Source organism: Pseudomonas sp. GCEP-101 (assembly GCF_025133575.1).
Lineage (GTDB): Bacteria > Pseudomonadota > Gammaproteobacteria > Pseudomonadales > Pseudomonadaceae > Pseudomonas > Pseudomonas nitroreducens_B.
Window position 1 is genome coordinate 2141941 of the sequence record NZ_CP104011.1, and the last position, 24974, is coordinate 2166914.

Genomic DNA, 24974 nt, shown 5'->3' on the forward strand with positions numbered 1-24974 from the left:
GCCGTCGCGCGGGAGCCCAGGTCTGAAAACAGAGGGAATCGCCCTCGTGACGTTGGTCAGCCGGTCTTTTGCGCCAGGCGGCTGCGCAGCGCTTCCTGCGGGTTCGGATCGATCCACTGGCGCACGTCGAAGCGTGCCGGGATGAAGTTCCAGCGATGCAGGAAGTCGGTGAAGTCCTGCAGGGCGAGGATCGAACCTTCGTCCAGGTTGGTGCGCAGGCGCAGGTGGGCGTCCTCGCCATAGGCGGTGGCGACCCAGAACTCGCTGCTGTTGGTTTCCCGCGCCAGGTAGCGGCGGGTGTCGTCCGGGTGCTGGTGCGCCCAGTCCTCGGCGCGCAGCACCGAGGCGAGGATCGCGGTGGCGGCGTCGGGGTGCTGCTGCAGCAGGTTGAGGTCGACGCTGAGGGTGCGCGGCGTGCCGTTGTTGGCGCGGATCAGCGGCTCGGGATGCGCGCCGGTGTCGATCACCGTGTGCAGGCCGAACTGGTGCGCCAGCTGCACGGCGTGGGCACCCTTGAGGAAGATCGCGTCCACGTCGCCACGCAGCAGGCCGACCAGCTCGGGGTTCTGCCCGCCGCGACGGCGGCCGCCGTGACCGGTGATGCCGACGATGTTGCCCGGCGCCTCGTCGCTGAAGGTGCCCTTCAGGCCGAAGTCCACCAGCTCGACGTCACGCACTTCCAGGCCTTCCAGGCGCAGGGCGTTCTCCAGGCCGCGGATGGCCTGGGCGCGGGTGAAGTCGATCTGCGCGGCGCTCCAGTCCGGCAGGCCGAAGCGCCGGCCCTTGAGGTCGCGAACGGTGCGGATGCCGCTCTGTTCGGTGGTCAGGATCAGTTGCGCCTCGTCGGCCCAGGACAGGCCGATCACGCGGGTTTCGCGGCCGCTGGCGCGGGCCCAGATGGCCGGGATGTTGCCGCCGTGGCGTACCGAATTCTGCAGCGTGTGGTCGAAGTGCGACTCGCGCACCGCCTGGTCGGCGGATTCGCGTAGCGACTTGATCTGGGTGCCCTGCTCGGCCAGGGCTTCTTCCAGCCAGCCTTTCTGCACGGCGATGCCGAGGCCGGTGGGCACCGGGCAGCGGGTGTACCAGAGGGTATCGAGGGGACGGGACATGTTCAGCTCCTTGTGGCTCAGGCGCGGGCCTTGAGTTCGTGGATGTCGGCGCGTTCGTCCTGCACCAGCGGCAGGACTTCCTGGCCGATGCGCAGGGCTTCTTCCAGGTGCGGGTTGCCGGCCAGGATGAAGGTGGAGAAGCCGGCGTCGCGGTATTCGGCCAGGCGTTCGGCGACGTTCTCGTGGCTGCCCACCAGGCCGATGGTCGGCCCCGGCTTGGCCTTGCCGAAGCCGGCCCAGAGGTTGGGGCCGATGATCAGGTCGTCGAAGCGCTCGACGTTCTGGTGGTAGGCGGTCTGCCGCGCGGCACCGACCGAATCCGAGCCGGTGGCGAAGTTCTTGATGAACGCGCTGGTGCGCGCGTCGATGCGCTCGTACTGGCGGCGCAGTTCGCTCCAGGCGGCTTCTTCGGTCTCGCGGGCGAACAGGTCGATGCGGATGCCGAAGCGGATCTCGCGGCCCTGCTTGTCGGCCAGCTCGCGCACCCGCTCCAGGTGCGACTTGAGCTTGTCGATGGGCTCGGCCCAGTTCAGGTAGACGTCGGCGTGTTTCGCCGCGACGTCCAGCGCCGGGTCCGAGAACCCGGAGAAGTACACGCCCGGCTTGCGCACGTTGCGCAGCGCGATGGGCAGCGAGCCGTTCTCCAGTTGGTAGATCTCGCCCTGGTAGGAGAACTGCTCGTTCTTCCACAGGCCGTCGATGATGTCGAGGAACTCGCCAGTGCGCTGGTAGCGCTTGTCGTGTTCGAGGAAGTCGCCATTGGCGCGCTGGCCGGCCGGGTTGCCGCCGGTGATGATGTTCCACTCCAGGCGGTCGCGGGACAGGTGCTGGAGGATCGCGGCCTGCTGCGCGGCATAGGCCGGCAGGGTCCAGGCGGCCTGGAAGGCGATCAGGAACTTGATCCGGCGGGTCTCGCGGGCCAGCGCCGCGGCGGCGATCCACGGCTCCGGCCCGGTGGGCAGCAGCGCGCCCTCGAAACCGGCGATCTCGGCGGCCTTGGCCACCTGGGCGATGTAGTCGATGTAGGTGAAGCCGTCCGGCTCGCCGTTGGGCAGGCGGCCCGGGGCGATGTTGCCGGGGCGCCAGAGGTGGCTGCCACGGTTGTTCTTGTCCGAGGCGAGATAGGGACCGTCGCTGCCCAGCGGCAGTCGCCAGAAGAATTCGGTGCTCATGGCTGTGCTCCTTTGCTTTGCGGGGGCAGCGTCGTGCTGCTCGTGCAAGGTCTTGAGCAAGGGCTGTGCCCAAAGGCTGCAAGCCAGGCGGGGCGTGGCTTGCAGGGCGGTGTGCTGCTGTGGCAGCAGGGCGTTTGTCTGTACAGCAGCAGTGGGTCAGCAGGGGATGCTGGGCGCGCAGCAATTTCGCCGCTTCAGCCGGGGTTGAAGGGCTTCTGGTGCCTGTTCTTCCTGGCAACTTATTGATTCGATGGAATATTTTTTAGTGGCACAACTCCTGCTCAGTCAGTGGAACACCGCCATGCGGTTCATCCATCCCCGACTGCCAGGAGGCATCCCATGTCCACCCTCGACCCGCAACTCGCCCGTCAGCTCGAACAGGTCCGCCGCGACTTCGCCAAGGCCTTCCGCGTACTCAAGGAAAGCCGCACCCTCACCGCCACCAACACCTACCAGGCCTACGTGCGCGTGCCGGACAGCGACAAGGTGATTGCCGTCCACGCGCCCAGCCCCTGGGCGGACGACCAGGAAATCCGCGCCGTAATCGCCACCTGGGACGGCGAGGTGATCCTCGACGAAAGCATCCCCGGCGCGACGCCGCTCAGCGGCCGTGGCGCCGGCGGCAACGGCAAGCGCTACGCGCCGATCTTCCAGGCGCGCCCGGAGGTGAACGTGGTGATCCACGTGCACACGCCCTACCTGGGCGGCTGGGCCAGCGCCCACCGCGTGCTGCCGATCCGCTACGCCGCCTCCCAGCGCGTGACCCTGGCCCGTGAGCTGCCGATCTACATCGACCGCCGCCAGCCCGAGCCGCTGTTCATCCTCGACCGCCTCGCCGAAAACGCGAACACCCCCGCCATCCTCGAAGCCAACGGTGGCGCGACCTTCTGGGGCGAGGACCTGATCAAGGCATCCAAGCTGATCCTGCTGATCGAGGAGGGCGCCTACTTCCAGGGCCTCGCTGAAAGCCTCGGCGGCTCCCAGGAATTCGGCCCCGGCGTGCTGGAACAGCAATGGAAGATGACCGGCCTGTGGGAGCAGGGGCAGAAGCTGCTGGAAGCGGCGGCCTGAGTTTCGTCCCGGCATGAAAAAGCCCTCTTGCGAGGGCTTTTTTTGTGGGTGGGGGCTGCGCTTTTCGTGGCCCCGAAGAGATGACCAGACCTTGCTCCCTAACCGCATCCGCAGTGGGGTTCGTTCGCGAGCATGGCTCGCTCCTACAAGCTCACGCGGAGGCTCCCTGTAGGAGCGGGCCATGCCCGCGACCGCGCGCCGCCAGGCCGGCGCATCCGTGCCTGCTGGCGAAGGAGCAGCTGTCTTTCTCTGAAAGTTTGTGCCTGGGTTCTTCCCTCTCCCTAACCCTCTCCCTGAAGGGAGAGGGGACTGGATCAGTGCCGGCTGAAACTACGACGCCGAGCCGGCTCGGATGGCTCTCTCTCGCTTCGGAGCGGGGCGCGTAGCCAGGGCGGGGGAGAGGGTGGGCTCCGGCGCGACACCCCATGTAGGAGCGGACCTTGTCCGCGAAATCCCGACCAAGCACCCGACTACCTGGCAGAAGGCGAGCTACTTCGCGGACAAGGTCCGCTCCTAAAACGCGCGTCATCCAGCGGAGCGTTTGCGGGCCGCACGCTCGAAGACGTTCTCCGCCCATTGATTCAGGCTCTTGCCGGACGCCTTTGCCGCAATCGCGGCGGCGGCGTGCACCTCCGGCCGGATTCGCAGCATGATTTTCCCGGACGCGGGCTTCTCCGGTTCCACGCCACGCTCGGCACAATCAGCGAGGTAGTCGTCGACCGCGTCCTGCAAGGCGGCGTGCAATCCGCCCACGCTGTCGGCATGGAAGCTGATGATGTCATTCACCCCCAGCAGGCGGCCAACGAAGAGGTCGTCGCGCTCGTCGAATTCGATGCGGGCGGTGTAGCCCTTGTAGGACATGCGGCTCATGTTTCCACTCCAGCCCGGCGCAGGAATTCACGGGCCTCTTCGACCTGGTAGCGCTTCGCTTCCTTGCCCGGATGCGGACGATGGCAGCGCCAGGTCTGATTGTGCAGCGTCAGTTTCACTCGTGAACCTTCACGCTCTTCGACGTTGCCACCCAGATGCAGGATCAGGGCTTCGATGTCGGCAAATACGATCCCCGCAGGCGTGGGCGTGCGGAAGATCATGACGAGGGTCCTGCGGTGACGATTCTGCATCCGTCGATGCTATCGTGCGATGATAGCATTTCCTGTCCGCATTCCGCGTCGATTCAGGCCGAAACGTCGGTTCACCCTGTAGGAGCGGACTTCGTCCGCGAGGTGCAACAGGCCAGCTCCGAGTAGCCGACAATCCATCGCGGACAGAGTCCGCTCCTATGCTTCGGTCAGGGTTTGGCGGCAACCGAGGGCCCGGTGCTGCGCTGCCAGAAGCTTTCCAGCTGCAGGTTCTTCAAGCCCTGCTCGACGAACTTCGGCTCCAGCAGGTCGTCCACCTTCACCTCGTTGCGGATCAGTTTCGCCTTCAGGCTGTAGGCGATTCCGTCGGTGTAGTGCTGGCGCAGGGCGTCATCGTAGAGCGGGGAGAAATGCGCCGACCACGGCTCGCCGGCCACCTCGCGCTGCAACACGCTCAGCGGTACGCCGGAGCGGCTCTGGGCGTCCTGGTAGGCCGCCTGGTTGGCGTCCTGGGAGACCCACCACGCGGCCTTCAGGTAGGCGTCCACCACCAGTTGGGTGAGGTCGGGATGGTCTTTCACGAAGTCCTTCGCGCCCCAGATCTCAGCGCGCATCTTCCAGTCCGCCGGGGCCTGCTTGCTCGACCAGATGATGCGCCCGACCTGCTTGTCTTCCAGCAGGAAGGCATCGCTGAGGGTGAAGAACGCATCCACCCGCCCGGCGCTGAGCGCGGCGGCGCCGGCCTGGGGATTGAGGTTGAAGATGCGGAAGTCCTCGAAGCCCAGGTGGTTGGCTTCCAGCAGCTTGGCGAACGACAGCTCCCACGGCCGGCCGCGGTGCAGCGCAATGCGCTTGCCCTTGAGGTCGGCGATGGATTTCGCCGTGGAGCCCGGCGGCACCACGAGGTAGACGTTGTTGCCGATGCCGCCGGGGACGATCAGCTGGGTCTGTACGCCCGAGGCGTTGGCGATGATCGACGGCAGGTCGCCGTAGAAGGCGAAGTCGATGCGCTTGTTGGCGAACTCCTCGTTGACGAAAGTGCCCACCGAGGCGGTGGCGGCGGGCACCCATTCCAGCTTGATATTGCGCTGGGCCAGCTGCTGTTCCAGCCACTTGTCACGGTCGATCACGTAGGCCGGGCCGTTGAAGGTGATTTGCCCGGCGTTGGCGTAGGCCACGGTGGCGATGCGCAGGGTGGTGGGCTGCTCGGCGGCCAGTGCATGGCTGGCGAGCAGCGCGGCGGCGGCCGGCAACAGCCGGCGCAGCGCGCGATGCAGACGGTTCATGGACATTACCTCGCTCAGAAGTCGGTGGTGACCGAGACGCCGAAGGTGCGCGGGTCACCGAACATGACGGCGGCGGTCTGGTAGCCGGTGGGCAGGGTGTGGTTGCGGTATTCCTTGTCGGTGAGGTTGTTCACGTAGGCGGTGACGCGCGTGGTCTCGCCCGGCAGTTCGTAGGTCACCCGCGCGTTGCCCAGGGTGTAGCCGCCGGTGCGCATGTTCTGGCTCTGGTCGTTGGTGAAGAAGTACTGGCGGCTGCGGGTGTTCCAGTCGGTGCCCAGCACAACCGCGCCGCCGACGTTGAGCGGGATGCGGTAGTCGGCGCCGATCACCGCCGAGACGTTCGGCGCGCGGACGAAGTGGTTGCCGGAGTAGTCGTTCGGGCCGGAGGTGTAGTCGGTGAACTCGGTGTGCAGCAGGCCCAGGCCGAAGTTCACGTGCAGGTTCTGCACCGGGATGGCTTCGAGTTCGAACTCGGCGCCGTAGGCCTCGCCTTGGGCTCCGTTGGCCAGGCGCGAGACGGTCTGGTTGTTCACCGCGGTGACGATGTTGAGCTGGATGTCCTCGTAGTCGTAGTAGAAGAGGCTGGCGTTGGCGTTCAGGCGGCCGTCGAACCATTCCGACTTCAGGCCCAGCTCATAGGAGGTGAGGTATTCCGGGTCGACCTTGGCGACGGTGGCCTGGCTGGTGACGCCGGCGTTGTAGCCGCCGGAGCGGAAGCCGCGGGCGTAGCGGAAGTAGGCGCGGGCGTTATCGGAAATCCGGTACTCGGGCGTCAGGTCCCAGCTGTAGTCGCTCCAGGTGTTGCTCTCGTCCTGGGTGGCGTTGACGATCAGCGGGGATTCGACGTTGCCCGGCTGCCACCAGTTGCCGTCGCCGAACCGCGCGGCGCCGCGGTTGACCAGGCGCTGCAGGTCGATGTCCTTGGTTTCGCGGGTCCAGCGCAGGCCGGCGGTGAGGCTGAAGTCCTCGGTGAAGTTGTAGGTGGTGCTGCCGAAGATGGCGTAGCTCTCGGTCTGCTGGTCGTAGCTGACGTTGTTGTAGTAGCTGGGGATGTAGGGGTTGGTCAGCGCGGCGTTGGCGTTCTTCGATTCCAGGTCTTCGTTGAAGTAGTGGAAGCCCAGCACCCAGTTCAGCCGGTCGGTGCGCGGCGATGCCAGGCGCAGTTCCTGCGACCATTGCTGGCTGTCGGCGTAGCTGTAGCTGCGTTGCAGTTCCAGCGGGGTGTTGTCGCTGTCGGTCCAGCCGTCGCGGGTGAAGTGCTCGAAGGCGGTGATGGAGGTCAGCTCCAGCTCGCCCAGTTGCCAGACCAGGTTGAGGTTGCTGCCGGCCTGGTCGATTTCGGCCTGGTACTTGGCGTTGAAGTTGGCCTTGCCCAGTTCCGGGTCGATGGAATAGCCGAACTGGTTGGTGCCGTCCGGGCGGGTGCCGTAGCTGACGGTGTTGTAGCTGGCGGTGTCGTGGTAATGGCGGGCGTGGACGTTGAGGTTGGCGTCCAGGTTGTCGTTCACCCGCGCGGCCAGCTGCAGGCGCACGGCGTCGTCTTCCAGCGCGCCCTGGTCGTCGCCGTCGTGGATGTTCTCGGTGTAGCCGTCGCGGCCCTGGTGGTGGAAGGACAGGCGCCCGGCCAGCTTGTCGTCCACCAGCGCGTCGCTCACCGCGCCTTCGACGATGCGGTTGGCGTAGTTGCCCAGGTCCACCTTGAAGTAGCCCTCGGGGCTGAAGGTCGGCTTGCGCGAGATGAAGTTGATCGCGCCACCGGTGGTGTTCTTGCCCCACAGGGTGCCCTGCGGGCCGCGCAGTACTTCCACGCGCTCCTGGTCGAACAGCGGGAAGCCGGTGGCGCTGATGTTGGCGATGTACACGTCGTCGACATAGATGCCGATCGGGCTGACCGTGTTGGCGCCCTGGTCGCCGGTGCCCAGGCCGCGAATCCACCAGCGCGGGCGGCCATGACCGTCGGTGGTGCCGGCGGAGGCGTTGGGGGTGTAGCGGGTGACTTCGCTGGCCGATTGCAGGGAGGCGTCGCGGATCTTTTCGCCGCTCAGCACGGTAATCGGCGCCGGTACTTCCTGTACCGACTCTTCGCGCTTCTGCGCGGTGACCACCACCTTGCCGAGGGTCGGCGCGGCGCTGGTCTCTTCAGTGTTCGGGGTGTCGCCATCGGCGGCATGGACATTGAGGCTGGCGAGGCTCGCCAGGATGGCGAGGGAAAGGGTGGTGCGTTTGAACATGGTGTCCCCAGGGGGCGGCGAAAGGACGGCTGGCTCTGTGGTGCTCGGTCGTCGCCGCAAGGCATGAAGCTGTTATTGCGTTGCTCTTGTACTGGCTCACGCGTGATGAAGGCCGGAAGGCTTGCGGGGAACATCGCAAACTCCGTACCGCTTTCCAGGCAGAAGTTAAGCGGCTGATATAAAAGGATTTTTATGAGCGGCTGCGGGCGCTGTGCTGCTGGGGAAGCAGTCCATGCTGGCCCGTCGCTGCCTGGGCAGCAGCGAGTCAGCAGGCCTTGGTGCTTTCCTCGCCATGCCGCTGGAACGCAATGTGCTGCTGTTAAACAGGCAGCTGTTAAGCTGTGTCCTCGAACGACTCGGAGTTGGCAATGAACACGCTTCTGCCGGAGCAACCCCTGCAACGCTTCCCGCGCAATCGGCGCGGCCGCGATTTCGTGGTGGGGGATGTGCACGGCCATTTCGAACTGCTGCAGCGCCTGCTCGATCGGGTCGGGTTCGACGCCGGCGCCGACCGCCTGTTCGCCGCCGGCGACCTGGTGGATCGCGGCCCCTTTTCACCGCAGGTGCTGGACTGGCTGGCCAAGCCCTGGTTCGCCTCGGTGCGCGGCAATCACGAGCAACTGGTGATCGACGTGGTGCTGGCCGGCGATGACCGCGACCTGCACTTCCGCAATGGCGGCACCTGGCTGTACAAGCTCACCCCGGTCACCCGCGAGCGCATCGCCCGGCGCCTTCAGCAGCTGCCGCTGGTGATCGAGGTCGAGCTGGGCGAGGGCCGTCGCGTCGGCATCGTGCACGCCGAGGCGCCGGTCTCGCCGGCGTTCCCCGATTGGGACAGCGGTGTCGCCGCGCTGGCCGGCGAACTGGGCGAAACCGCCCGGCGCACTGCCGTTGGCCTGGCCATGTGGGCGCGCACGCGGATCGAGAAGGAAGACGCCACGCTCATTGCCGGACTGGAGCGCCTGTACGTCGGCCATACCGCCCAGAGCGCCGTGCGCCCGCTGGGCAATACCCACTACGTCGACACCGGCAGCGGCTACGCCGATGGTTGCCTGAGCCTCGTCGACATGCACAGCGGCGCGGTGGAAACGGCGGCCGTACGCTGATCGGCCGCCGGGGCGATCACTCGCCGCGGATGTACTGTTCCAGTTGCTGGATCAGTTCGGCCTGCTCGGCGATGGCCGCCTTCACCAGGTCGCCGATGGACAGCAGGCCGAGCAGCTCGCCGTTCTCCACCACCGGCAGGTGACGCAGGTGGCGCTCGGTCATGATGCCCATGCACTTGTCGACGCTCAGGTGGGTGTCCACGGTGATCACCGGGGCGGTCATCACCGAGCTGATCGGCGTGCTCTCCGAGTTGCGCCCCTTGAGCGCCAGGCGCCGGGCGTAATCGCGCTCACTGAAGAAGCCGACCAGACGGTTGGCTTCCACCACCGGCAGGCCGCCGAGGTTCTTCTCGGCCATCAGGCGCAACGCATCGATCACCAGCGCATCCGGGGCGATGGTGTAAACCTGCTGGTCCGCCTTGGCGTTCAACAGCTGAGCCACAGTCTTCATTGCTACCCCCTGTTCGTCGTTCACGGCCCGATGTCCGTGGTCCATAGAGAATCGTGGACGAATCGCGATCCGGCAAGGCCGCAAAGCGGCGTCCGCCGTCACGCCAGCGTCATCTTCTTGTGGCGCGACTTATACTGTGAATCCCATCCCCGAATCCCCCCACGAAAGACCGGCCATGACTGACGAAGACCTCGACCTCCACGAGCCCGAACACGACCACCTGCTGGACCTCGACGACGACCTCGACGGCCTGCTGGAGGAGGACGCGGCGTTCTTCGAGGACGCGCCGGGCGATCATGACGAAGAGGACGGGGACGCGGAGGAGTACCAGCCCGGCCTCGACGACGACGAGGATTGGTAGGGCTGAGCTTCGAACGATATCCGCGTGTCATGATGGGCTGGCAGAATGCCGGCCAGACAATAAAGAGAAAGCACCATGCGCAACGTCACGCTCGCCCTGGCGGTTTCCCTGCTCTGTGGATGTTCCTCGGACGTCCGCCGGGATGACCGCACCGCGCCCATCTCCCTGTACCGCGACACCCGCCATGTGCTGGTGGTGAACTTCCAGCCCGATCCCACGGTGGCGGCCAACCCGCGCTGGGGCGCACTGAAGGCCAGCTGGCGCGAGGCGCTGCGCAGCGAGGCAGGGTCGGCGGACTACCAGCTCAGCGAACAGGACGGCGAGCCGCGTGCCACCGATACCCTGTCCACCCTCGTGGTGATCGAGGTCGGCGCCGGCCACAGCGCCAACAACCGCTCCGGCAACGACGGCGACCAGTGGATCAGCTCCACCGTGCGCTACCACGACGGCCTGACCGGCCAGCTGCTCGCCTCGCGTCGCTATGAAAGCGAGGCCGACGGCGACCTGTTCACCTCCATGGGCTCGTCCGAGGTCAGTGCCGTCTCGGAGCAGATCGTCGAGGAAATCACCGGTGCCCTGCTGGTGGCCCGCCCGTCCCGCAGCCTGCCGGCGCCCAGGCCCACCGGCACCCCGGTGCAGCCGCCCGAAGCCGTTCCGCAGCCCGTGTCGCCGACGGCAGCGGAAACCGTCGCCCGCGTCTCCCGCCCGCTGACCCAGGAGCAGCAGCTCATGGAGCTGCAGCGGCGTAACCTGCCGTACGAGGAGTACCGCGACGAGTACCGGCGGATCATGGGGCGCTGAGCGCGCCGTCCCGCCGGCAACGGCTAGAACCAGCCGCCGCCCGACAGCTCCTGCTGGCAGCTCTTGTACTGCGCGCCATACAGCGAGGCGCGGGCCTGGACCTTCTGCGACACCGTCTTCAGCCACGGCTTGGCCTCGTAGCTGCGCTGGCGGTAGCCGCCCCAGCCCTCGTGGTAGTTCAGGTACTGGCCGTAGGCGTCCCACTTGGACACGCGGTTGAGGTTGTAGGTCTTGTTCATGTACCAGCCCATGAAGTCCAGCGCGTCGGCGAAGTCGTCGCGGTCGGCGCCCCAGCCTCCGGCCTCCTTCTTGTAGTCCGCCCAGGTCTCGTCCTTGGCCTGGGCATAGCCGTAGGCGGAGCTGACCCGGCCCCAGGGGATGAAGCCGAGGAAGTAGTAACGCGGCGGTAGCGCGTCGTGCTTGAACGAGGATTCCTGGTACATCATCGCCATCGGCACCTGGATGGTCCCGCCCCAGCGCTTCTGCATCTTCAACGCCGCCTCGTGCCATTTCGGCTTCTCGCGAAAGATCTCGCAGAGGTTCTCGGGGTTCGCCGGCGGTTTGGTAGCGCACCCGGCAAGGGCCAGGAGCAGGGCTGGCAGCAGGAGCCGAAGCATGGGCGGGTGGTCCTTTTCTCGCGCGATGGGCGAGAGGCTTATACAGGCTCTGATGGCGAAGCGAAATCGTCGGCTGTCGAGGGCGCGCCTCATCCTGCGGTCTGCAGGCGGTAGCGGCTGCTCGCAGAAATGCAAAAGCCCGCTCAAGGCGGGCTTTTCAGGCGGTTTCGCAGACTGCCGCACGGCAGCTCGAAACGCAGCAGATGGCGCACCAGGCGGGATTCGAACCCACGACCCCTGCCTTCGGAGGGCAGTACTCTATCCAGCTGAGCTACTGGTGCGTAATGCCGCGGCTGGCGCGGCAGGCGGCAATCATACGCATCTCGCGCGCGGGCGTCCAATGCAGGTACGTTCGTTCATGATATCGAACGAAAACAGCCGCCCGTCGGTAGAAGTCCTCCGAAAACCCGCTGCAACCTGATACCTTCGTTGGTTTTGTCGAACGAGCTATTGCCCTTTGCAGTCGAGGGCCCTAGGATTCGTTTGAGATTTCAAACGCCTCCCCATCACAACAACAGGAGACCGGAGAATTGGCATCACACCAGCCGGCCATCAGCCTGCGGGATGACAGTCTTCCGTTGCACCCACCGCATGTCCCTTGTGACAGGTCTCCGTGCGGCTTCCGTCGATCAGCGTACCGGAAGGTTGTAGGGCAGTCGTACTCCTGGGCCGAGCCCGGGAACCTGTGCGTGAGCGAGTTCAACCAGACCGGGCAATGACCCCGGTCTGCGTTTTTTCGTGTCCGCATGCCGAGCGAACTAAGAGCCGTTCGCCTGGCGTCGCCTCCCAGCCGAGGCGCCATTCGTCCCGCACGCCGATACTGACCGGCCGGGCCGAATGAACGGCAGAGACCGCGGTCTCTCCCATCCAGACAACAAGGCAGGCGGGGACTCGAGGTAGACCCGCCGTCCACAGGCTTTCCTCGAAAGGAGACAGGTCATGCAACTCAATGATGCCAAGCTGTTCCGCCAACAGGCTTACATTGACGGTTCCTGGGTCGATGCCGACAGCGGCAAGACCATCAACGTGAACAACCCGGCTACCAACGAGATCATCGGCACCGTGCCGAAGATGGGTGCCGACGAGACCCGTCGCGCCATCGAAGCTGCCGACAAGGCCCTGCCGGCCTGGCGTGCGCTGACCGCCAAGGAGCGCGCCAACAAGCTGCGCAAGTGGTTCGACCTGATGATCGCCAACCAGGACGACCTGGCGCGCCTGATGACCATCGAGCAGGGCAAGCCGCTGGCCGAAGCCAAGGGCGAGATCGCCTACGCCGCGTCCTTCCTCGAGTGGTTCGGCGAAGAAGCCAAGCGCATCTACGGCGACACCATTCCGGGCCACCAGCCCGACAAGCGCATCATCGTGATCAAGCAGCCGATCGGCGTCACCGCGGCCATCACCCCGTGGAACTTCCCGTCCGCGATGATCACCCGTAAAGCCGGCCCGGCCCTGGCCGCTGGCTGCACCATGGTGCTCAAGCCCGCTTCGCAGACCCCGTACTCCGCACTGGCCCTGGCCGAGCTGGCCGAGCGCGCCGGCATTCCCAAGGGCGTGTTCAGCGTCGTCACCGGCAGCGCCGGCGAAGTCGGCGGTGAGCTGACCAGCAACCCGATCGTGCGCAAGCTGACCTTCACCGGCTCCACCGAGATCGGTCGCCAGCTGATGGCCGAATGCGCCAAGGACATCAAGAAAGTGTCCCTGGAACTGGGCGGCAACGCTCCGTTCATCGTGTTCGACGATGCCGACCTGGACGCCGCCGTCGAAGGCGCGCTGATTTCCAAGTACCGCAACAACGGCCAGACCTGCGTCTGCGCCAACCGCCTGTACGTGCAGGACGGCGTGTACGACGCCTTCGTCGAGAAGCTCAAGGCCGCCGTGGCCAAGCTGAACATCGGCAACGGCCTGGAGCAGGGCGTCACCACCGGCCCGCTGATCGATTCCAAGGCTGTGGCCAAGGTCGAAGAGCACATCGCCGACGCCGTTTCCAAGGGCGCCAAGGTCCTCACCGGCGGCAAGCCGCACGCCCTGGGTGGCACCTTCTTCGAGCCGACCATTCTGGTCGACGTGCCGAAGTCCGCCCTGGTGTCCAAGGACGAGACCTTCGGCCCGCTGGCGCCGGTGTTCCGCTTCAAGGACGAGGCCGAAGTCATCGCCATGTCCAACGACACCGAGTTCGGCCTGGCCTCCTACTTCTACGCCCGCGACCTGGCACGCGTATTCCGCGTCGCCGAGCAGCTGGAATACGGCATGGTGGGCATCAACACCGGCCTGATCTCCAACGAAGTCGCGCCGTTCGGCGGCATCAAGGCCTCGGGCCTGGGCCGTGAAGGTTCGAAGTACGGCATCGAGGACTACCTCGAAGTCAAATACCTCTGCCTCGGCGGTATCTGATCCGTTTTTTCCGTGGGCGCCAAGGTGGCAGGCAAGAGCTGACAGCCACCTTCGCGCCGGCGTTTTCCGGTGGTAGCACCGGACAACCCGTCCGGCGGGCCGCAAGTGCCGCGACAGTCGATCATCGTATGCTGTCGTGTGTGGCTTCTCCCCGCTTTCATCCTTTGATCCGGTCGCCCGATGAGCGGCCACTGAGGAAGCTATGAGCAAAACCAACGAATCCCTGCTGCAACGTCGTCAGGCCGCCGTACCGCGCGGTGTAGGCCAGATCCACCCGGTGGTCGCCGAGCGCGCCGAGAACTCCACCGTGTGGGACGTCGAAGGTCGTGAGTACATCGACTTCGCCGGCGGCATTGCCGTACTGAACACCGGCCACCTGCACCCGAAGGTGATCGCCGCCGTTCAGGAGCAACTGACCAAGCTGTCCCACACCTGCTTCCAGGTCCTGGCGTACGAGCCCTACATCGAGCTGGCCGAAGAGATCGCCAAGCGCGTTCCGGGCAACTTCCCGAAGAAGACCCTGCTGGTCACCTCCGGCTCCGAAGCAGTTGAAAACGCCGTCAAGATCGCCCGTGCCGCCACTGGCCGCGCTGGCGTGATCGCCTTCACCGGCGCCTACCACGGCCGTACCATGATGACCCTGGGCCTGACCGGCAAGGTCGTTCCGTACTCCGCCGGCATGGGCCTGATGCCGGGCGGCATCTTCCGCGCCCTGGCTCCGTGCGAGCTGCACGGCGTGAGCGAAGACGATTCCATCGCCAGCATCGAGCGCATCTTCAAGAACGACGCTCAGCCGCGCGACATCGCCGCGATCATCATCGAGCCGGTGCAGGGCGAGGGTGGCTTCTACGTCAACTCCAAGTCCTTCATGCAGCGCCTGCGCGCCCTGTGCGACGAGCACGGCATCCTGCTGATCGCCGACGAAGTGCAGACCGGCGCTGGCCGTACCGGCACCTTCTTCGCTACCGAGCAACTGGGCATCGTTCCGGACCTGACCACCTTCGCCAAGTCCGTTGGCGGCGGCTTCCCGATCTCCGGCGTGGCTGGCAAGGCCGAGATCATGGACGCCATCGCTCCGGGCGGCCTGGGCGGCACCTACGCCGGTAGCCCGATCGCCTGCGCCGCGGCCCTGGCCGTGCTGAAGGTGTTCGACGAAGAGAAGCTGCTGGAGCGTTCGCAAGCCGTTGGCGAGCGCCTGAAGGCTGGCCTGCGCGACATCCAGGCCAAGCACAAGGTGATCGGTGACGTTCGTGGCCTGGGTTCGATGATCGCCATCGAGCTGTTCGAAGGCGGCGATCACCACAAGCCGGCCGCTGAACTGGTCAGCAAGATCGTGGTTCGTGCCCGTGAGAAAGGTCTGATCCTGCTCTCCTGTGGTACCTACTACAACGTGATCCGCTTCCTGATGCCGGTCACCATTCCGGACGCACAGCTGGAAAAAGGCCTGGCCATCCTGGCCGAGTGCTTCGACGAACTGGCCTGAGCCTCACCGCTCTAACGGTTCAAGAGAAAGGTCCGCGCAAGCGGGCCTTTTTTTATGGTTTTTGTGAGCAATGCCCGAAGGATTTGATGGCGCCTAGGGAAAGCCTGCAGGCTTTGGACTACGCTGCGCTGTATCCGAAGGCCGTTGGCCGGAGGCATCCGAAGGACCGGGCACTCGGCAGGGAAGGCTCTGGATCGGCTGTTTCCGCCCGCGACGGCAGTTGTCCCGAGCGAGGTGTGAGCCATGAGCGAATCTCCTGGCGTGCTGGTGGCTGCCGGCGACCCCTGGAGTCGCGAGCTGCTTGGCCAGTTGGTGCTGAGCGTACGTTGCGACGCCACCGTCGAATTCTGCGAAGACGGCGACGCCGCCATCGACGCCTGCCGCCGACGCCCCTTCGCCCTGATCCTGGCCGAACGCGAACTGCCGGGCAGCGATGGCCTGGAGCTGCTGCGCCAGGTGCGTCTGGGCCGTCGCGGGCCGCTCGCCCAGCCCTTCATCCTGATCAGCGCCAAGGCCGACACCGCCAGCGTGCGCGCCGCCTTGCCGCTGGCGCCCACGGCTTACCTGGTCAAACCCTTCAACGCGGAAAGCCTGCGCGAACGCCTGCGCGCGCTGCTGCTGGCGCCGGGGGAAAGCGTCGTCTGCGAGCTGCCGCCCCTGGAGGACAGCCTGTCGCTGCAGCGCTTCCTGCAGACCGAGCGCGACGCCACCGAGGGCGCGCCGCTGATGGGCGAGGTGGGCGCGGCGGTGAACCGCTGCATGGAAGCCTGTGATATCAACCTGGAAATGCTCGAGCAGCAGTTCGGCCACGATCCGCAGATCACCGCGTGCCTGATCTCCGCCGCCAACAGCGCCGCGCGGCACGTCGGCATGCCCTGCCAGACGCTGATGCAGGCCTTGTCGCGCCTGGGCGTGGCGCAGGCGCTGAACCTGATGCTGGCGGTGGCGCTGCAGCGCGCCGCGACCCTCGACGATCCGCTGCTCACGGCGCGTGCCGAGCGCTTCTGGGAGCTGTCCCGGCATACCGCCGATGCAGCCTTTGCCCTGGCCGAGTCGCTGGGCGCCGATGCCGACCGCTGCTTCACCGCCGGCCTGCTGCATTGCCTGGGTGACCTCGCGCTGCTGCGCAGCCTGCAGGACTGGCACAGCGCGGGCGGCGAGCTGAGCGAAGCCGAGGCGGAAAAAGCCCTGATAGAGCACGGCGCGAGCTTCGGTTCCGCCCTGCGCACCCGCTGGCGCCTGCCGCTGGAACTGCGCAACCTGATCGCCGCCGCCTACGCCATCGACCGTGGCGTGTTCAGCCGCGAGGCGCTGATCGTCAACCTGGCCGCCAGCGCGGCGCGGCTGCCGGAAGAGGAGCTGCCCGGGCTCAAGGATCACAAGGCGGCGCGCATGCTGCAGCTGACGCCGGCGCAGTTGGGCTACCTCGGGCGCAGTTGAGTCTTCAGGGGGTGTAGTAGTACTTCTTCGCCCAGGCGTAGGGGCGCTGCCTGTCGGCGCACCAGTCCGCGAAGCTGCCTTCGGGACGCGCCGAGTAGGCCTGCCAGTCATCCATCAGGGCTTGGAGTTGCGCAGCTTCGTCGGTCGGGCGCTCGAACGGACGGGCGTCCGGCGCTTCGGCGATCAGTGTCGCCACCCGTTCCAGCGCGTCGCGCGCCTCGGCCGGCTCGCCGATGAAGAAGCCTTCATCCAGATGGTGCGTCGCATACTCCACGGCGCCCAGGGCGAAATCGATCAGTCGGTGGCGAACGGCGACATCCCCCGGGCTGACCGCCAGCGCCCGTCGCAGGAGATCGCCATCGCTCTGCAACAGGCCCAGCCAGCGCAAGGGGGCATGCGCTGTCGGTTCGTCGTCGATCCAGGCCTGCAGCGTCGGGAACAGGAAGCGTGCCAGCAGCGGCTGGGCGAGGAACTGGTGGGCGTCGCGGGTCCGGCTGTGCAGCTCGACGATCTGCAGCGCCTGTTCGCGTGCCGACAGGGTGTCGGGCGCCGGAGCGTTGCGCAGGAAGTGATCCAGGGCGGTGAAGGCTTCCCGGCGCAGCCCTCGACTGCGGGCGCGGGCGTATTCCCCCAGCGCCTGCAGGCCGGGCTGGCTCGCCAATGCGTCAGCGAGCCGTTCCAGTCCCTCGAAGTTGTCCTGGTTCCAGTAGTGCATGGCGCGATGCGCTTAGCGCGCGGCCAGCAGTTCCTTGCCGCGCACCACGGCGGCGCGGACCTGGTTCGGCGCGGTGCCGCCGATGTGGTCGCGGGCGTTCACCGAGCCTTCCAGGGTCAGCACGGCGAACACGTCGTCGTCGATCTGGTCGCTGAACTGGCGCAGCTCGTCCAGGCTCATCTCGGCCAGATCCTTGCCGCTGTCCACGCCGTACTTCACGGCGTGGCCGACGATTTCGTGGCAATCGCGGAACGGCAGGCCACGGCGCACCAGGTAATCGGCCAAGTCCGTGGCGGTGGAAAAGCCGCGGCGGGCCGCCTCGCGCATGATCTCGCGCTTGGGCTTGATCGCCGGCACCATGTCGGCGAAGGCGCGCAGGCTGTCGCGCAGGGTATCGGCGGCGTCGAACAGCGGTTCCTTGTCTTCCTGGTTGTCCTTGTTGTACGCCAGGGGCTGGCCCTTCATCAGGGTCAGCAGGCCGGCGAGGTGGCCGAACACGCGGCCGGACTTGCCACGGACCAGCTCGGGGACGTCCGGGTTCTTCTTCTGCGGCATGATCGAGGAGCCGGTGCAGAAGCGGTCGGGCAGGTCGATGAACTGGAACTGCGCGCTGGTCCACAGCACCAGCTCTTCGGAGAAGCGCGACAGGTGCATCATCGCCACGGAGGCGGCGGCGCAGAATTCGATGGCGAAGTCACGGTCGGAGACGCCGTCCAGCGAGTTGCCGGAGATCGCTTCGAATCCCAGCAGTTCGCAGGTGATGGTCCGGTCGATCGGGTAGGTGGTGCCGGCCAGCGCGGCGCTGCCCAGGGGCATGCGGTTGGCGCGCTTGCGGCAGTCGACCAGGCGCTCGTAGTCGCGGCTGAGCATTTCGAACCAGGCCAGCAGGTGGTGGCCGAAGGTCACCGGCTGCGCGGTCTGCAGGTGGGTGAAGCCGGGCATGATGGTGTCCGCTTCGGCTTCCGCCAGGCCCAGCAGGCCCTGCTGCAGGCGGGTGATCTCGGCAAGGATCAGGTCGATCTCGTCGCGCAGCCACAGGCGGATGTCGGTGGCCACCTGGTCGTTGCGCGAACGGCCGGTGTGCAGTTTCTTGCCGGTGACGCCGATGCGGTCGGTCAGGCGTGCCTCGATGTTCATGTGCACGTCTTCCAGGTCGACGCGCCAGTCGAAGGTACCCGCCTCGATCTCGCTCTGGATCTGCGCAAGGCCGGCGATGATGGTGTCGCGCTCGGCGTCGCTGAGCACGCCGACCTTGGCCAGCATGGTGGCGTGGGCGATGGAGCCCATGATGTCGTGGCGGTAGAGTCGCTTGTCGAAGTCGACGGAGGCGGTGAAGCGGGCGACAAAGGCATCGACGGGCTCGCTGAAACGGCCGCCCCAGGACTGGTTGGTCTTCTCTACGCTCATGGATCTCTCTTCCGGAAACGGGCAGGCGCGGCGCGCGGCCTGCATGAAGGGCAAAGTGCGACGATAATAGCAGGCTGAAGCACAAAACCGGCGGCGCTTTGGCGGGTCGCGGCGGGTGGGCGGCGGGGCGATTGCCGCGGCAGACCGAGCCGATCCTTGCGCTGGCCGACAATTCCAGCGTTTTGCCATCACGCGGCGCTTGCCGCCGTGCAGGCGCTTGCGGAAACTGCGTCGATGCCCAGACTGACGAAGACCGGCGACCAGCCGGCGCCCAACGAAGACTTCTTCATCCCCGAACTCTGCCAGCCCGAAGCGCTGTTCAGCCTGGTGCTGCTCGCCGAGCTGCTGGTGCTCGTGCTGGTGCTCGCCGAGCCGATGACGCCCAGCTTCAACTGGGTGCGCCTGGCGCTGTCCTCGCTGTTCGTGCAGTGGATCGTGCTGCTCTCGGCCGGCCTGCTGTGCCAGTTGCGCCCGTTCATGGCGCGCTGGCGCGCCTGGGTTTCCGGGGTGGTCAGCTGCGCGCTGGTCATCCTGCTGACCCTGGCCTGCACCTGGGTGGCGGATTATTTCTCCCTCGGCGGGCCGATGTCGCGCACCGGCGAGGTCAACCTGTACCTGCGGCATGCGTTGATTGCGCTCATCATGTCCACCCTGTTGCTACGCTACTTTTATCTCCAGAGCCAATGGCGACGGCAGCAACAGGCTGAATTGCGGGCGCGGATCGAGTCGCTGCAGGCGCGCATCCGCCCGCATTTTTTGTTCAACAGCCTCAACAGCATCGCCAGCCTGATCGAGATCGATCCGGGCAAGGCCGAGCTGGCGGTGCTGAATCTTTCGGATCTTTTTCGCGCCAGCCTGGCCAAACCTGGAACATTAATTTCCTGGGGAGAGGAACTTGAGCTGGCCAGACGCTATCTTTCCATTGAACAGTTCCGTCTTGGCGACCGTTTGCAGATGGATTGGCAGGTGAGCGGCGTTCCCGATGGCGTGCCGATTCCCCAGCTGACCCTTCAGCCGTTGCTGGAGAACTCATTGATTTATGGCATCCAGCCGCGCATCGAAGGCGGTCTGGTGAAAGTTGAGGCGGACTACCGTGACGGTGTGTTCCAGCTCTGCGTGAGCAACCCGTACGACGAATCGACCGAGACCCTGCCCACGAAGGGGACCAAGCAGGCCCTGCAAAATATTGCAGCGCGACTTGCGGCACTTTTCGGGCCAAAAGCTAGTCTCAGCGTCGAGCGCCGTGACGGACGGCACTTCACCTGTCTACGCTATCCATGTGCGCGTCTCATGCAGGAAGCCTGAGCTTATGAATGTCCTGATCGTCGATGACGAACCCCTGGCGCGAGAGCGCCTGGCCCGGCTGGTGGGGCAACTGGACGGCTATCGCGTCCTCGAGCCTTCTGCCAGCAACGGCGAAGAAGCGCTGACGCTGATCGACAGCCTGAAGCCGGATATCGTCCTGCTGGATATCCGCATGCCCGGCCTGGACGGGCTTCAGGTGGCCGCCAAGCTGTGCGAGCGCGAAGCCCCGCCGGCGGTGATCTTCTGCACCGCCCATGACGAATTCGCCCTGGAGGCGTTCCAGGTCAGCGCGGTCGGCTATCTGGTCAAGCCGGTGCGCAGCGAAGACCTGGCCGATGCGCTGAAGAAAGCCTCGCGGCCCAACCGCGTGCAGCTGGCGGCGCTGACCAAGCCCCCGGCCGCGGGCGGCCCCGGCCCGCGCAGCCACATCAGCGCGCGGACCCGCAAAGGTATCGAGCTGATTCCGCTGGAAGACGTGATCTTCTTCATCGCCGACCACAAGTACGTGACGCTGCGCCACGCCGGCGGCGAAGTGCTGCTGGACGAGCCGCTGAAGGCGCTGGAAGACGAGTTCGGTGAGCGCTTCGTGCGCATCCACCGCAACGCGCTGGTCTCCCGCGAACGCATCGAGCGCCTGCAGCGAACGCCGCTGGGGCACTTCCAGCTGTACCTGAAAGGACTCAACGGCGATGCGCTGACCGTCAGCCGTCGTCATGTCGCCGGCGTACGGCGACTCATGCATAACCTGTAGCGACACAGTGCCGCAGCAGCTGAAGCCCGGGGGACGGCCCCCGGGCTTTTCGTTTGCGTGAGCTGTTATCATGCGGGCACTTTCTTGCACGCTTTCTTTGCCTGGAAATGCCCATGTCTCGCGAAATCCGTATCGCCACGCGCCAGAGCGCCCTGGCACTCTGGCAGGCCAAATACGTCAAGGCCCGCCTGGAGCAGGCCCATCCCGGCCTGGTCGTGACCCTCCTGCCGATGACCAGCCGCGGCGACAAGCTGCTGGACGCGCCGCTGGCGAAAATCGGCGGCAAGGGCCTGTTCGTCAAGGAACTGGAAACCGCCCTGCTGGACAACGAAGCGGACATCGCCGTGCACTCCATGAAGGACGTGCCGATGGATTTCCCCGAAGGCCTGGGCCTGTACTGCATCTGCGAGCGTGAGGACCCGCGGGACGCCTTCGTCTCCAATGCCTACGCGAGCCTCGACGACCTGCCCGCCGGCAGCGTGGTGGGCACGTCCAGCCTGCGCCGCCAGGCCCAGTTGCTGGCCAGCCGCCCGGACCTGCAGATCCGCTTCCTGCGCGGCAACGTCAATACCCGCCTGGCCAAGCTCGATGCCGGCGAGTACGACGCCATCATCCTTGCCGCCGCCGGGCTGATCCGCCTCGGCTTCGAAGACCGCATCCGCTCCTCCATCAGCGTCGAAGCCAGCTTGCCGGCTGGCGGCCAGGGCGCGGTGGGTATCGAGTGCCGTACTGCCGACACGGAAATCCACGCGCTGTTGCAACCTCTGCATCACCGCGAGACCGCCCTGCGCGTCACCGCCGAGCGCGCGCTGAACAAGCGCCTCAATGGTGGCTGCCAGGTGCCCATCGCCTGCTACGCCCTCCTCGAAGGCGACCAGCTGTGGCTGCGCGGCCTGGTCGGCCAGCCCGACGGCACCCAGCTGCTGCGCGCCGAAGCCCGCGCGCCCTTCGCCGACGCCGAAGGCCTGGGCGTGAAGGTCGCCGAAGACCTGCTGGAGCAGGGCGCCCAGGAAATTCTCGCCGCGGTCTACGGTGAGGCCGGCCACCCGTGAGCCGCTGGCGGCTGCTGCTGACCCGGCCCGAAGAGGACTGCGCGGCGCTCGCCGCCACCCTCGCCGAGCACGGCATCCATGGCGATTGCCTACCCTTGCTGGCGATCACGCCCTGCGAAGAGACGCCGGCCGAACGCAGCCTGATTCTTGACCTGGACCGCTACTGCGCGGTTATCGTGGTCAGCAAGCCCGCGGCGCGCCTGGGGCTGGAGCGGCTTGACCGCTACTGGCCGCAACCGCCGCTGACCCAGCGCTGGTTCACCGTCGGTGCCGCCACGGCGGCTATCCTCGACAGCTACGGCCTGGATGTGGTGTGCCCGCAGGACGGCGACGACAGCGAAGCCCTGCTGGCCCTGCCGGCATTCGAACAGGCCCTGCAGGTGCATGATCCCAAGGTACTGATCATGCGCGGCGAGAGTGGCCGAGAATTCCTCGCCGAGCGCCTGCGCGGCCAAGGCGTGGCGGTGGACTATCTGGAACTCTACCGGCGCGAGATGCCGGCTTATCCCCCGGGGGAACTGCTGCGGCGAATCCAGGGGGAGCGTTTGAACGCCATCGCGGTCAGTAGTGGGCAGGGGCTCGAGCATCTGCGGCAACTGGCGGCGGAGGATTGGCCGCACGTCAGCGCCATGCCGCTGTTCGTGCCCAGCCCGCGGGTGGCTGAGCAGGCGCGGGAGATGGGAGCGCTGCACGTAATCGATTGCCGGGGCGCAAGCCCGGCGGCATTAATGGAAGCGTTGAGAAGCGCCGACTAGAACAATTTTCGAGCGAAGGATGGATCTGTGAGCGAAGCCGTCACTCCCCAAGAGACTTCATCAACATCGTCCAGCCCGGCCGCCGCGTCGGCCCCGCGCAAGGGCGGCACGGGCATCGCCCTGCTGGCCCTGCTGGTTAGCGCTGCCGGCCTCGCCGCCGGTGGCTGGGGGCTCTGGCAGGTCCAGCAGCTCAAGAGCGCCGAGCAGCAGCGCGCTGCACAGCTCGAAGACGCCCGCGCCCAGGCGCAAGGCGTACAGAGCGCCAACGCGGAGTTGAACAAGCGACTGGACACCCTGCCCAACGCCGAGGAACTCGAAGCCCGCCGCCGTCTGGTGGTGGAGCTGCAGGGCGACCAGCAGCAGTTGGCCAAGCAGCTCAAGCAGGTGCTGGGCCAGGGCCGCCAGCAGTGGCGCCTTGCCGAGTCCGAGCATCTGCTGCGTCTGGCCGCGCTGCGGCTCTCCGCGCTACAGGATATCGACAGCGCCACCGATCTGGTGCAGGGCGCCGACGACATCCTGCGGGTGAACAACGACCCGGGTGCCTTCGCCGCGCGCGCGCAGTTGGCCAAGAGCCTCGAAGCGCTGCGCGCGCTGCCGCGTCCGGACCGCACCGGGCTATTCCTGCAACTGGGCGCGCTGCGCGACCAGGCCGCGCAGCTGCAACCGCTGAACCCTGCCTTCAAGCCTTCCGAAACCGGCACCGGGCCGAACACCGCCTGGAGCGACGGCAATGACCGCTGGAGCGAATGGTGGGATCGCCTCTCGCAGTACGTGCGCATCGATTTCAATGCCGGGCAGGACATCCGCCCGCTGCTCTCCGGCCAGCAGCTGGACCGCGTCCGCCTCGCCCTGAGCCTTGCCCTGGAGCAGGCGCAATGGGCGGCGCTCAACGGCAAGCAGGACGTCTACGTGCAGGCGCTCAAGCAGGCCAAGCAGATCGTCGCCGACTTCTTCAATGCCGACCTCGCCGACAGCCGCGCACTGGTCGCGCGCCTGGATGAGCTCAGCGGGCAACCCGTCAACGTACAGACCCCGGACCTCAGCCCGGCCCTGAGTTCGCTGCAGGCCTACCTGTCGCGCCGCGAAAACGCGGTGCAGCAGCAGGAGGCGGTGGCGCCGGACGCGGGGACCCAGCCATGAGCCGTGTCTACGTCCTGATCCTCGCCGTGGTCCTGGCGGCCACCCTGGTCGGGCTGGCCATCGCCGAACAGTCCGGCTACGTGCTGATCGCCTACAAGAGTTTCCGCTACGAATCCAGCCTGTGGACCTTCCTCGCCCTGTTGGTGCTGCTCTGGGTGATCTACCTCGTGGTGCGCCTGGTGCTGCGCCTGCTGGGCGTTTCCGGGCGCGTGGTGAATCCCTGGTCGCGCTTCAACCGTCGCCGCCGCTCGCAATTGGCCGAGGAACATGGCCAGCGCGACCTCGCCGAAGGTCACTGGGCGCAGGCATTGCGTCACCTGCGTCGCGCTGCCGAGCTGAGCGATCAGCCGCTGCCGCATTACCTGGGCGCCGCCCGCGCGGCCAACGAGCTGGGCAAGACCGAGGAGTGCGATGAGCTGCTGGACCGCGCACAGGCACGCGAACCCGGCGCCGAACTGGCCGTGGGCCTGACCCGCGCGCAGTTGCTGATCAACCGTGGCGACTTCACCCGCGCCCGCGTGGTGCTGGACAAGCTGCATCAGGACCATCCGCGTCACCCGACGGTGCTGCGCCTGCTCCAGCAGCTCTACGTCAGCCTTCACGAATGGCAGGCGCTGTGCGTGCTGCTGCCCGAGCTGCGCAAGGAGCGCGTGCTGCAGAACGCCGAGCTGGCGGACCTGGAGCGCCGCACCTGGATGGCGGCGCTCGGTGACGCCGGCGAGCAGGGCATCGGCCAGGGCGAAAGCAGCCTGCAGCCGCTGACTCAGCGCTGGCAGAACGTGCCGTCCAACCTTCGTGCTCAGCCGCCGCTGGTGGCCGCCTACGCCGAGCAGCTGTTGCGCCTGGGTGCGCCGGAAGAGGCGGAGGAGGTGCTGCGCAAGGCCCTCAAGGAAGGCTACGACAGCCGCCTGGTGCACCTGTATGGCCGCGCTCGTGGCCGCGACGCCGCTCAGCAGCTGAAGACCGCCGAAGGCTGGCTGAAGCAGCAGGGCGACGATCCCGAACTGCTGCTGACCCTCGGTCGCCTGTGCCTGCAGAACAAGCTGTGGGGCAAGGCGCGCGAGTACCTGGAAGCCAGCCTGGCCCGTCAGCGCAGCGCGGAAACCTGCGCCGAACTGGCGCGCCTGCTGGCGCAGCTGGGGGAGGTGGAGCGCAGCAACCAGCTGTTCCAGGAAGGCCTGGGCCTGCTGGCGCCGCCGGCATCGCTGCCGGTGGCCGTGCGCGCCTGATCGCGTAGCGGGATCTGAA

General features: G+C 66.6%; 23 protein-coding genes and 1 tRNA gene. 13 read left to right on the forward strand and 11 right to left on the reverse strand.

The features are described 5' to 3' along the window. Positions 1-56 precede the first annotated feature (56 nt). Together N0B71_RS09700 and N0B71_RS09705 are read right to left on the reverse strand one after the other, a co-directional pair. Positions 57-1112, reverse strand: coding sequence for an ABC transporter substrate-binding protein (locus N0B71_RS09700; protein ID WP_259758582.1), 1056 nt, complete (start codon positions 1110-1112; stop codon positions 57-59). A 17-nt stretch (positions 1113-1129) separates the two neighbouring features. Further along, the gene (locus N0B71_RS09705; RefSeq protein WP_259758583.1) at positions 1130-2284 is read right to left on the reverse strand and encodes an LLM class flavin-dependent oxidoreductase; all 1155 of its coding nucleotides are present in this window, start codon (positions 2282-2284) and stop codon (positions 1130-1132) included. A 339-nt stretch (positions 2285-2623) separates the two neighbouring features. Between N0B71_RS09705 and N0B71_RS09710 the strand changes: the two genes are divergently transcribed. Then, the gene (locus tag N0B71_RS09710; protein ID WP_259758584.1) at positions 2624-3355 is read left to right on the forward strand and encodes a class II aldolase/adducin family protein; all 732 of its coding nucleotides are present in this window, start codon (positions 2624-2626) and stop codon (positions 3353-3355) included. Positions 3356-3880: 525 nt separating this feature from the next. On the opposite strand, the gene N0B71_RS09715 is transcribed toward N0B71_RS09710, so the two are convergent. The 4 genes from N0B71_RS09715 to N0B71_RS09730 form a co-directional block, all read right to left on the reverse strand. After that, positions 3881-4225 (reverse strand): type II toxin-antitoxin system HicB family antitoxin, encoded by a 345-nt coding sequence (locus N0B71_RS09715; protein WP_259758585.1) that lies wholly within the window; start codon positions 4223-4225, stop codon positions 3881-3883. After that, the gene (locus tag N0B71_RS09720; RefSeq protein WP_259758587.1) at positions 4222-4446 is read right to left on the reverse strand and encodes a type II toxin-antitoxin system HicA family toxin; all 225 of its coding nucleotides are present in this window, start codon (positions 4444-4446) and stop codon (positions 4222-4224) included. Before N0B71_RS09720 ends, N0B71_RS09715 begins: the two co-directional genes overlap by 4 nt. A gap of 197 nt (positions 4447-4643) precedes the next feature. Continuing rightward, on the reverse strand, positions 4644-5720 hold the full coding sequence (locus N0B71_RS09725; protein ID WP_259758598.1) for an ABC transporter substrate-binding protein: 1077 nt from the start codon (positions 5718-5720) through the stop codon (positions 4644-4646). A 14-nt stretch (positions 5721-5734) separates the two neighbouring features. Further along, positions 5735-7951: a TonB-dependent receptor gene (locus N0B71_RS09730; protein ID WP_259758600.1), complete on the reverse strand. Its 2217-nt coding sequence runs from the start codon at positions 7949-7951 to the stop codon at positions 5735-5737. A 368-nt stretch (positions 7952-8319) separates the two neighbouring features. On the opposite strand from N0B71_RS09730, the gene N0B71_RS09735 reads away from it, so the two are divergent. Then, the gene (locus tag N0B71_RS09735; RefSeq protein ID WP_259758602.1) at positions 8320-9057 is read left to right on the forward strand and encodes a metallophosphoesterase; all 738 of its coding nucleotides are present in this window, start codon (positions 8320-8322) and stop codon (positions 9055-9057) included. Between the two features lie 16 nt (positions 9058-9073). On the opposite strand, the gene N0B71_RS09740 is transcribed toward N0B71_RS09735, so the two are convergent. Then, complete coding sequence (locus N0B71_RS09740) at positions 9074-9508, reverse strand: CBS domain-containing protein (protein WP_259758603.1); 435 nt, start codon at positions 9506-9508, stop codon at positions 9074-9076. Positions 9509-9683: 175 nt separating this feature from the next. On the opposite strand from N0B71_RS09740, the gene N0B71_RS09745 reads away from it, so the two are divergent. Further along, complete coding sequence (locus N0B71_RS09745) at positions 9684-9869, forward strand: hypothetical protein (protein WP_259758605.1); 186 nt, start codon at positions 9684-9686, stop codon at positions 9867-9869. Positions 9870-9944: 75 nt separating this feature from the next. Continuing rightward, positions 9945-10670 (forward strand): hypothetical protein, encoded by a 726-nt coding sequence (locus N0B71_RS09750; RefSeq protein ID WP_259758606.1) that lies wholly within the window; start codon positions 9945-9947, stop codon positions 10668-10670. A 23-nt stretch (positions 10671-10693) separates the two neighbouring features. On the opposite strand, the gene N0B71_RS09755 is transcribed toward N0B71_RS09750, so the two are convergent. Further along, positions 10694-11287, reverse strand: a complete 594-nt coding sequence (locus N0B71_RS09755) for a transglycosylase SLT domain-containing protein (RefSeq protein WP_259758607.1) — start codon at positions 11285-11287, stop codon at positions 10694-10696. Positions 11288-11491: 204 nt separating this feature from the next. Then, positions 11492-11568, reverse strand: a tRNA-Arg gene (locus N0B71_RS09760). A gap of 658 nt (positions 11569-12226) precedes the next feature. On the opposite strand from N0B71_RS09760, the gene gabD reads away from it, so the two are divergent. From gabD to N0B71_RS09775, 3 genes are all read left to right on the forward strand, one after another. Continuing rightward, positions 12227-13678, forward strand: coding sequence for an NADP-dependent succinate-semialdehyde dehydrogenase (gabD, locus tag N0B71_RS09765; RefSeq protein WP_259758608.1), 1452 nt, complete (start codon positions 12227-12229; stop codon positions 13676-13678). 202 nt (positions 13679-13880) lie between these two features. Then, positions 13881-15161 carry a 4-aminobutyrate--2-oxoglutarate transaminase gene (gabT, locus tag N0B71_RS09770; RefSeq protein ID WP_259758609.1) on the forward strand — a complete coding sequence of 427 codons (1281 nt, stop codon included), beginning with the start codon at positions 13881-13883 and terminating at the stop codon, positions 15159-15161. A gap of 243 nt (positions 15162-15404) precedes the next feature. Beyond that, positions 15405-16601, forward strand: a complete 1197-nt coding sequence (locus N0B71_RS09775; protein ID WP_259758610.1) for a response regulator — start codon at positions 15405-15407, stop codon at positions 16599-16601. Positions 16602-16605: 4 nt separating this feature from the next. Here the strand turns inward: N0B71_RS09775 and N0B71_RS09780 are convergent, their stop codons facing one another. Both N0B71_RS09780 and argH read right to left on the reverse strand, forming a co-directional pair. Next, positions 16606-17316, reverse strand: coding sequence for a hypothetical protein (locus tag N0B71_RS09780; protein ID WP_259758612.1), 711 nt, complete (start codon positions 17314-17316; stop codon positions 16606-16608). A gap of 12 nt (positions 17317-17328) precedes the next feature. Next, positions 17329-18723, reverse strand: a complete 1395-nt coding sequence (argH, locus tag N0B71_RS09785; protein WP_259758613.1) for an argininosuccinate lyase — start codon at positions 18721-18723, stop codon at positions 17329-17331. A 234-nt stretch (positions 18724-18957) separates the two neighbouring features. On the opposite strand from argH, the gene N0B71_RS09790 reads away from it, so the two are divergent. The 6 genes from N0B71_RS09790 to N0B71_RS09815 all read left to right on the forward strand — a co-directional run bounded on the left by N0B71_RS09790 (position 18958) and on the right by N0B71_RS09815 (position 24955). Further along, a complete protein-coding gene (locus N0B71_RS09790; RefSeq protein ID WP_259758615.1) occupies positions 18958-20028 on the forward strand; it encodes a sensor histidine kinase in 1071 nt (356 codons plus the stop codon). A 4-nt stretch (positions 20029-20032) separates the two neighbouring features. After that, the gene (gene algR, locus N0B71_RS09795) at positions 20033-20779 is read left to right on the forward strand and encodes an alginate biosynthesis regulator AlgR (RefSeq protein ID WP_259758616.1); all 747 of its coding nucleotides are present in this window, start codon (positions 20033-20035) and stop codon (positions 20777-20779) included. Positions 20780-20892: 113 nt separating this feature from the next. Then, entirely contained in the window at positions 20893-21831 is a 939-nt protein-coding gene (gene hemC, locus N0B71_RS09800; RefSeq protein WP_259758618.1) for a hydroxymethylbilane synthase, read from the forward strand. Beyond that, on the forward strand, positions 21828-22586 hold the full coding sequence (locus tag N0B71_RS09805) for a uroporphyrinogen-III synthase (RefSeq protein ID WP_259758620.1): 759 nt from the start codon (positions 21828-21830) through the stop codon (positions 22584-22586). The genes hemC and N0B71_RS09805 overlap by 4 nt, the downstream gene beginning before the upstream one ends. A 27-nt stretch (positions 22587-22613) precedes the next feature. Continuing rightward, on the forward strand, positions 22614-23726 hold the full coding sequence (locus tag N0B71_RS09810; RefSeq protein WP_259758621.1) for a uroporphyrinogen-III C-methyltransferase: 1113 nt from the start codon (positions 22614-22616) through the stop codon (positions 23724-23726). Next, positions 23723-24955 (forward strand): heme biosynthesis HemY N-terminal domain-containing protein, encoded by a 1233-nt coding sequence (locus N0B71_RS09815; protein ID WP_259758622.1) that lies wholly within the window; start codon positions 23723-23725, stop codon positions 24953-24955. Before N0B71_RS09810 ends, N0B71_RS09815 begins: the two co-directional genes overlap by 4 nt. Positions 24956-24974: the final 19 nt, after the last annotated feature.

Coding starts and splice junctions, on each gene's coding strand:
- N0B71_RS09700 (WP_259758582.1), bottom strand. CDS start 1,112: ATGTCCCGTCCCCTCGATACCCTCTGGTACACCCGCTGCCCGGTGCCC.
- N0B71_RS09705 (WP_259758583.1), bottom strand. CDS start 2,284: ATGAGCACCGAATTCTTCTGGCGACTGCCGCTGGGCAGCGACGGTCCC.
- N0B71_RS09710 (WP_259758584.1), top strand. CDS start 2,624: ATGTCCACCCTCGACCCGCAACTCGCCCGTCAGCTCGAACAGGTCCGC.
- N0B71_RS09715 (WP_259758585.1), bottom strand. CDS start 4,225: ATGAGCCGCATGTCCTACAAGGGCTACACCGCCCGCATCGAATTCGAC.
- N0B71_RS09720 (WP_259758587.1), bottom strand. CDS start 4,446: ATGATCTTCCGCACGCCCACGCCTGCGGGGATCGTATTTGCCGACATC.
- N0B71_RS09725 (WP_259758598.1), bottom strand. CDS start 5,720: ATGAACCGTCTGCATCGCGCGCTGCGCCGGCTGTTGCCGGCCGCCGCC.
- N0B71_RS09730 (WP_259758600.1), bottom strand. CDS start 7,951: ATGTTCAAACGCACCACCCTTTCCCTCGCCATCCTGGCGAGCCTCGCC.
- N0B71_RS09735 (WP_259758602.1), top strand. CDS start 8,320: ATGAACACGCTTCTGCCGGAGCAACCCCTGCAACGCTTCCCGCGCAAT.
- N0B71_RS09740 (WP_259758603.1), bottom strand. CDS start 9,508: ATGAAGACTGTGGCTCAGCTGTTGAACGCCAAGGCGGACCAGCAGGTT.
- N0B71_RS09745 (WP_259758605.1), top strand. CDS start 9,684: ATGACTGACGAAGACCTCGACCTCCACGAGCCCGAACACGACCACCTG.
- N0B71_RS09750 (WP_259758606.1), top strand. CDS start 9,945: ATGCGCAACGTCACGCTCGCCCTGGCGGTTTCCCTGCTCTGTGGATGT.
- N0B71_RS09755 (WP_259758607.1), bottom strand. CDS start 11,287: ATGCTTCGGCTCCTGCTGCCAGCCCTGCTCCTGGCCCTTGCCGGGTGC.
- gabD (WP_259758608.1), top strand. CDS start 12,227: ATGCAACTCAATGATGCCAAGCTGTTCCGCCAACAGGCTTACATTGAC.
- gabT (WP_259758609.1), top strand. CDS start 13,881: ATGAGCAAAACCAACGAATCCCTGCTGCAACGTCGTCAGGCCGCCGTA.
- N0B71_RS09775 (WP_259758610.1), top strand. CDS start 15,405: ATGAGCGAATCTCCTGGCGTGCTGGTGGCTGCCGGCGACCCCTGGAGT.
- N0B71_RS09780 (WP_259758612.1), bottom strand. CDS start 17,316: ATGCACTACTGGAACCAGGACAACTTCGAGGGACTGGAACGGCTCGCT.
- argH (WP_259758613.1), bottom strand. CDS start 18,723: ATGAGCGTAGAGAAGACCAACCAGTCCTGGGGCGGCCGTTTCAGCGAG.
- N0B71_RS09790 (WP_259758615.1), top strand. CDS start 18,958: ATGCCCAGACTGACGAAGACCGGCGACCAGCCGGCGCCCAACGAAGAC.
- algR (WP_259758616.1), top strand. CDS start 20,033: ATGAATGTCCTGATCGTCGATGACGAACCCCTGGCGCGAGAGCGCCTG.
- hemC (WP_259758618.1), top strand. CDS start 20,893: ATGTCTCGCGAAATCCGTATCGCCACGCGCCAGAGCGCCCTGGCACTC.
- N0B71_RS09815 (WP_259758622.1), top strand. CDS start 23,723: ATGAGCCGTGTCTACGTCCTGATCCTCGCCGTGGTCCTGGCGGCCACC.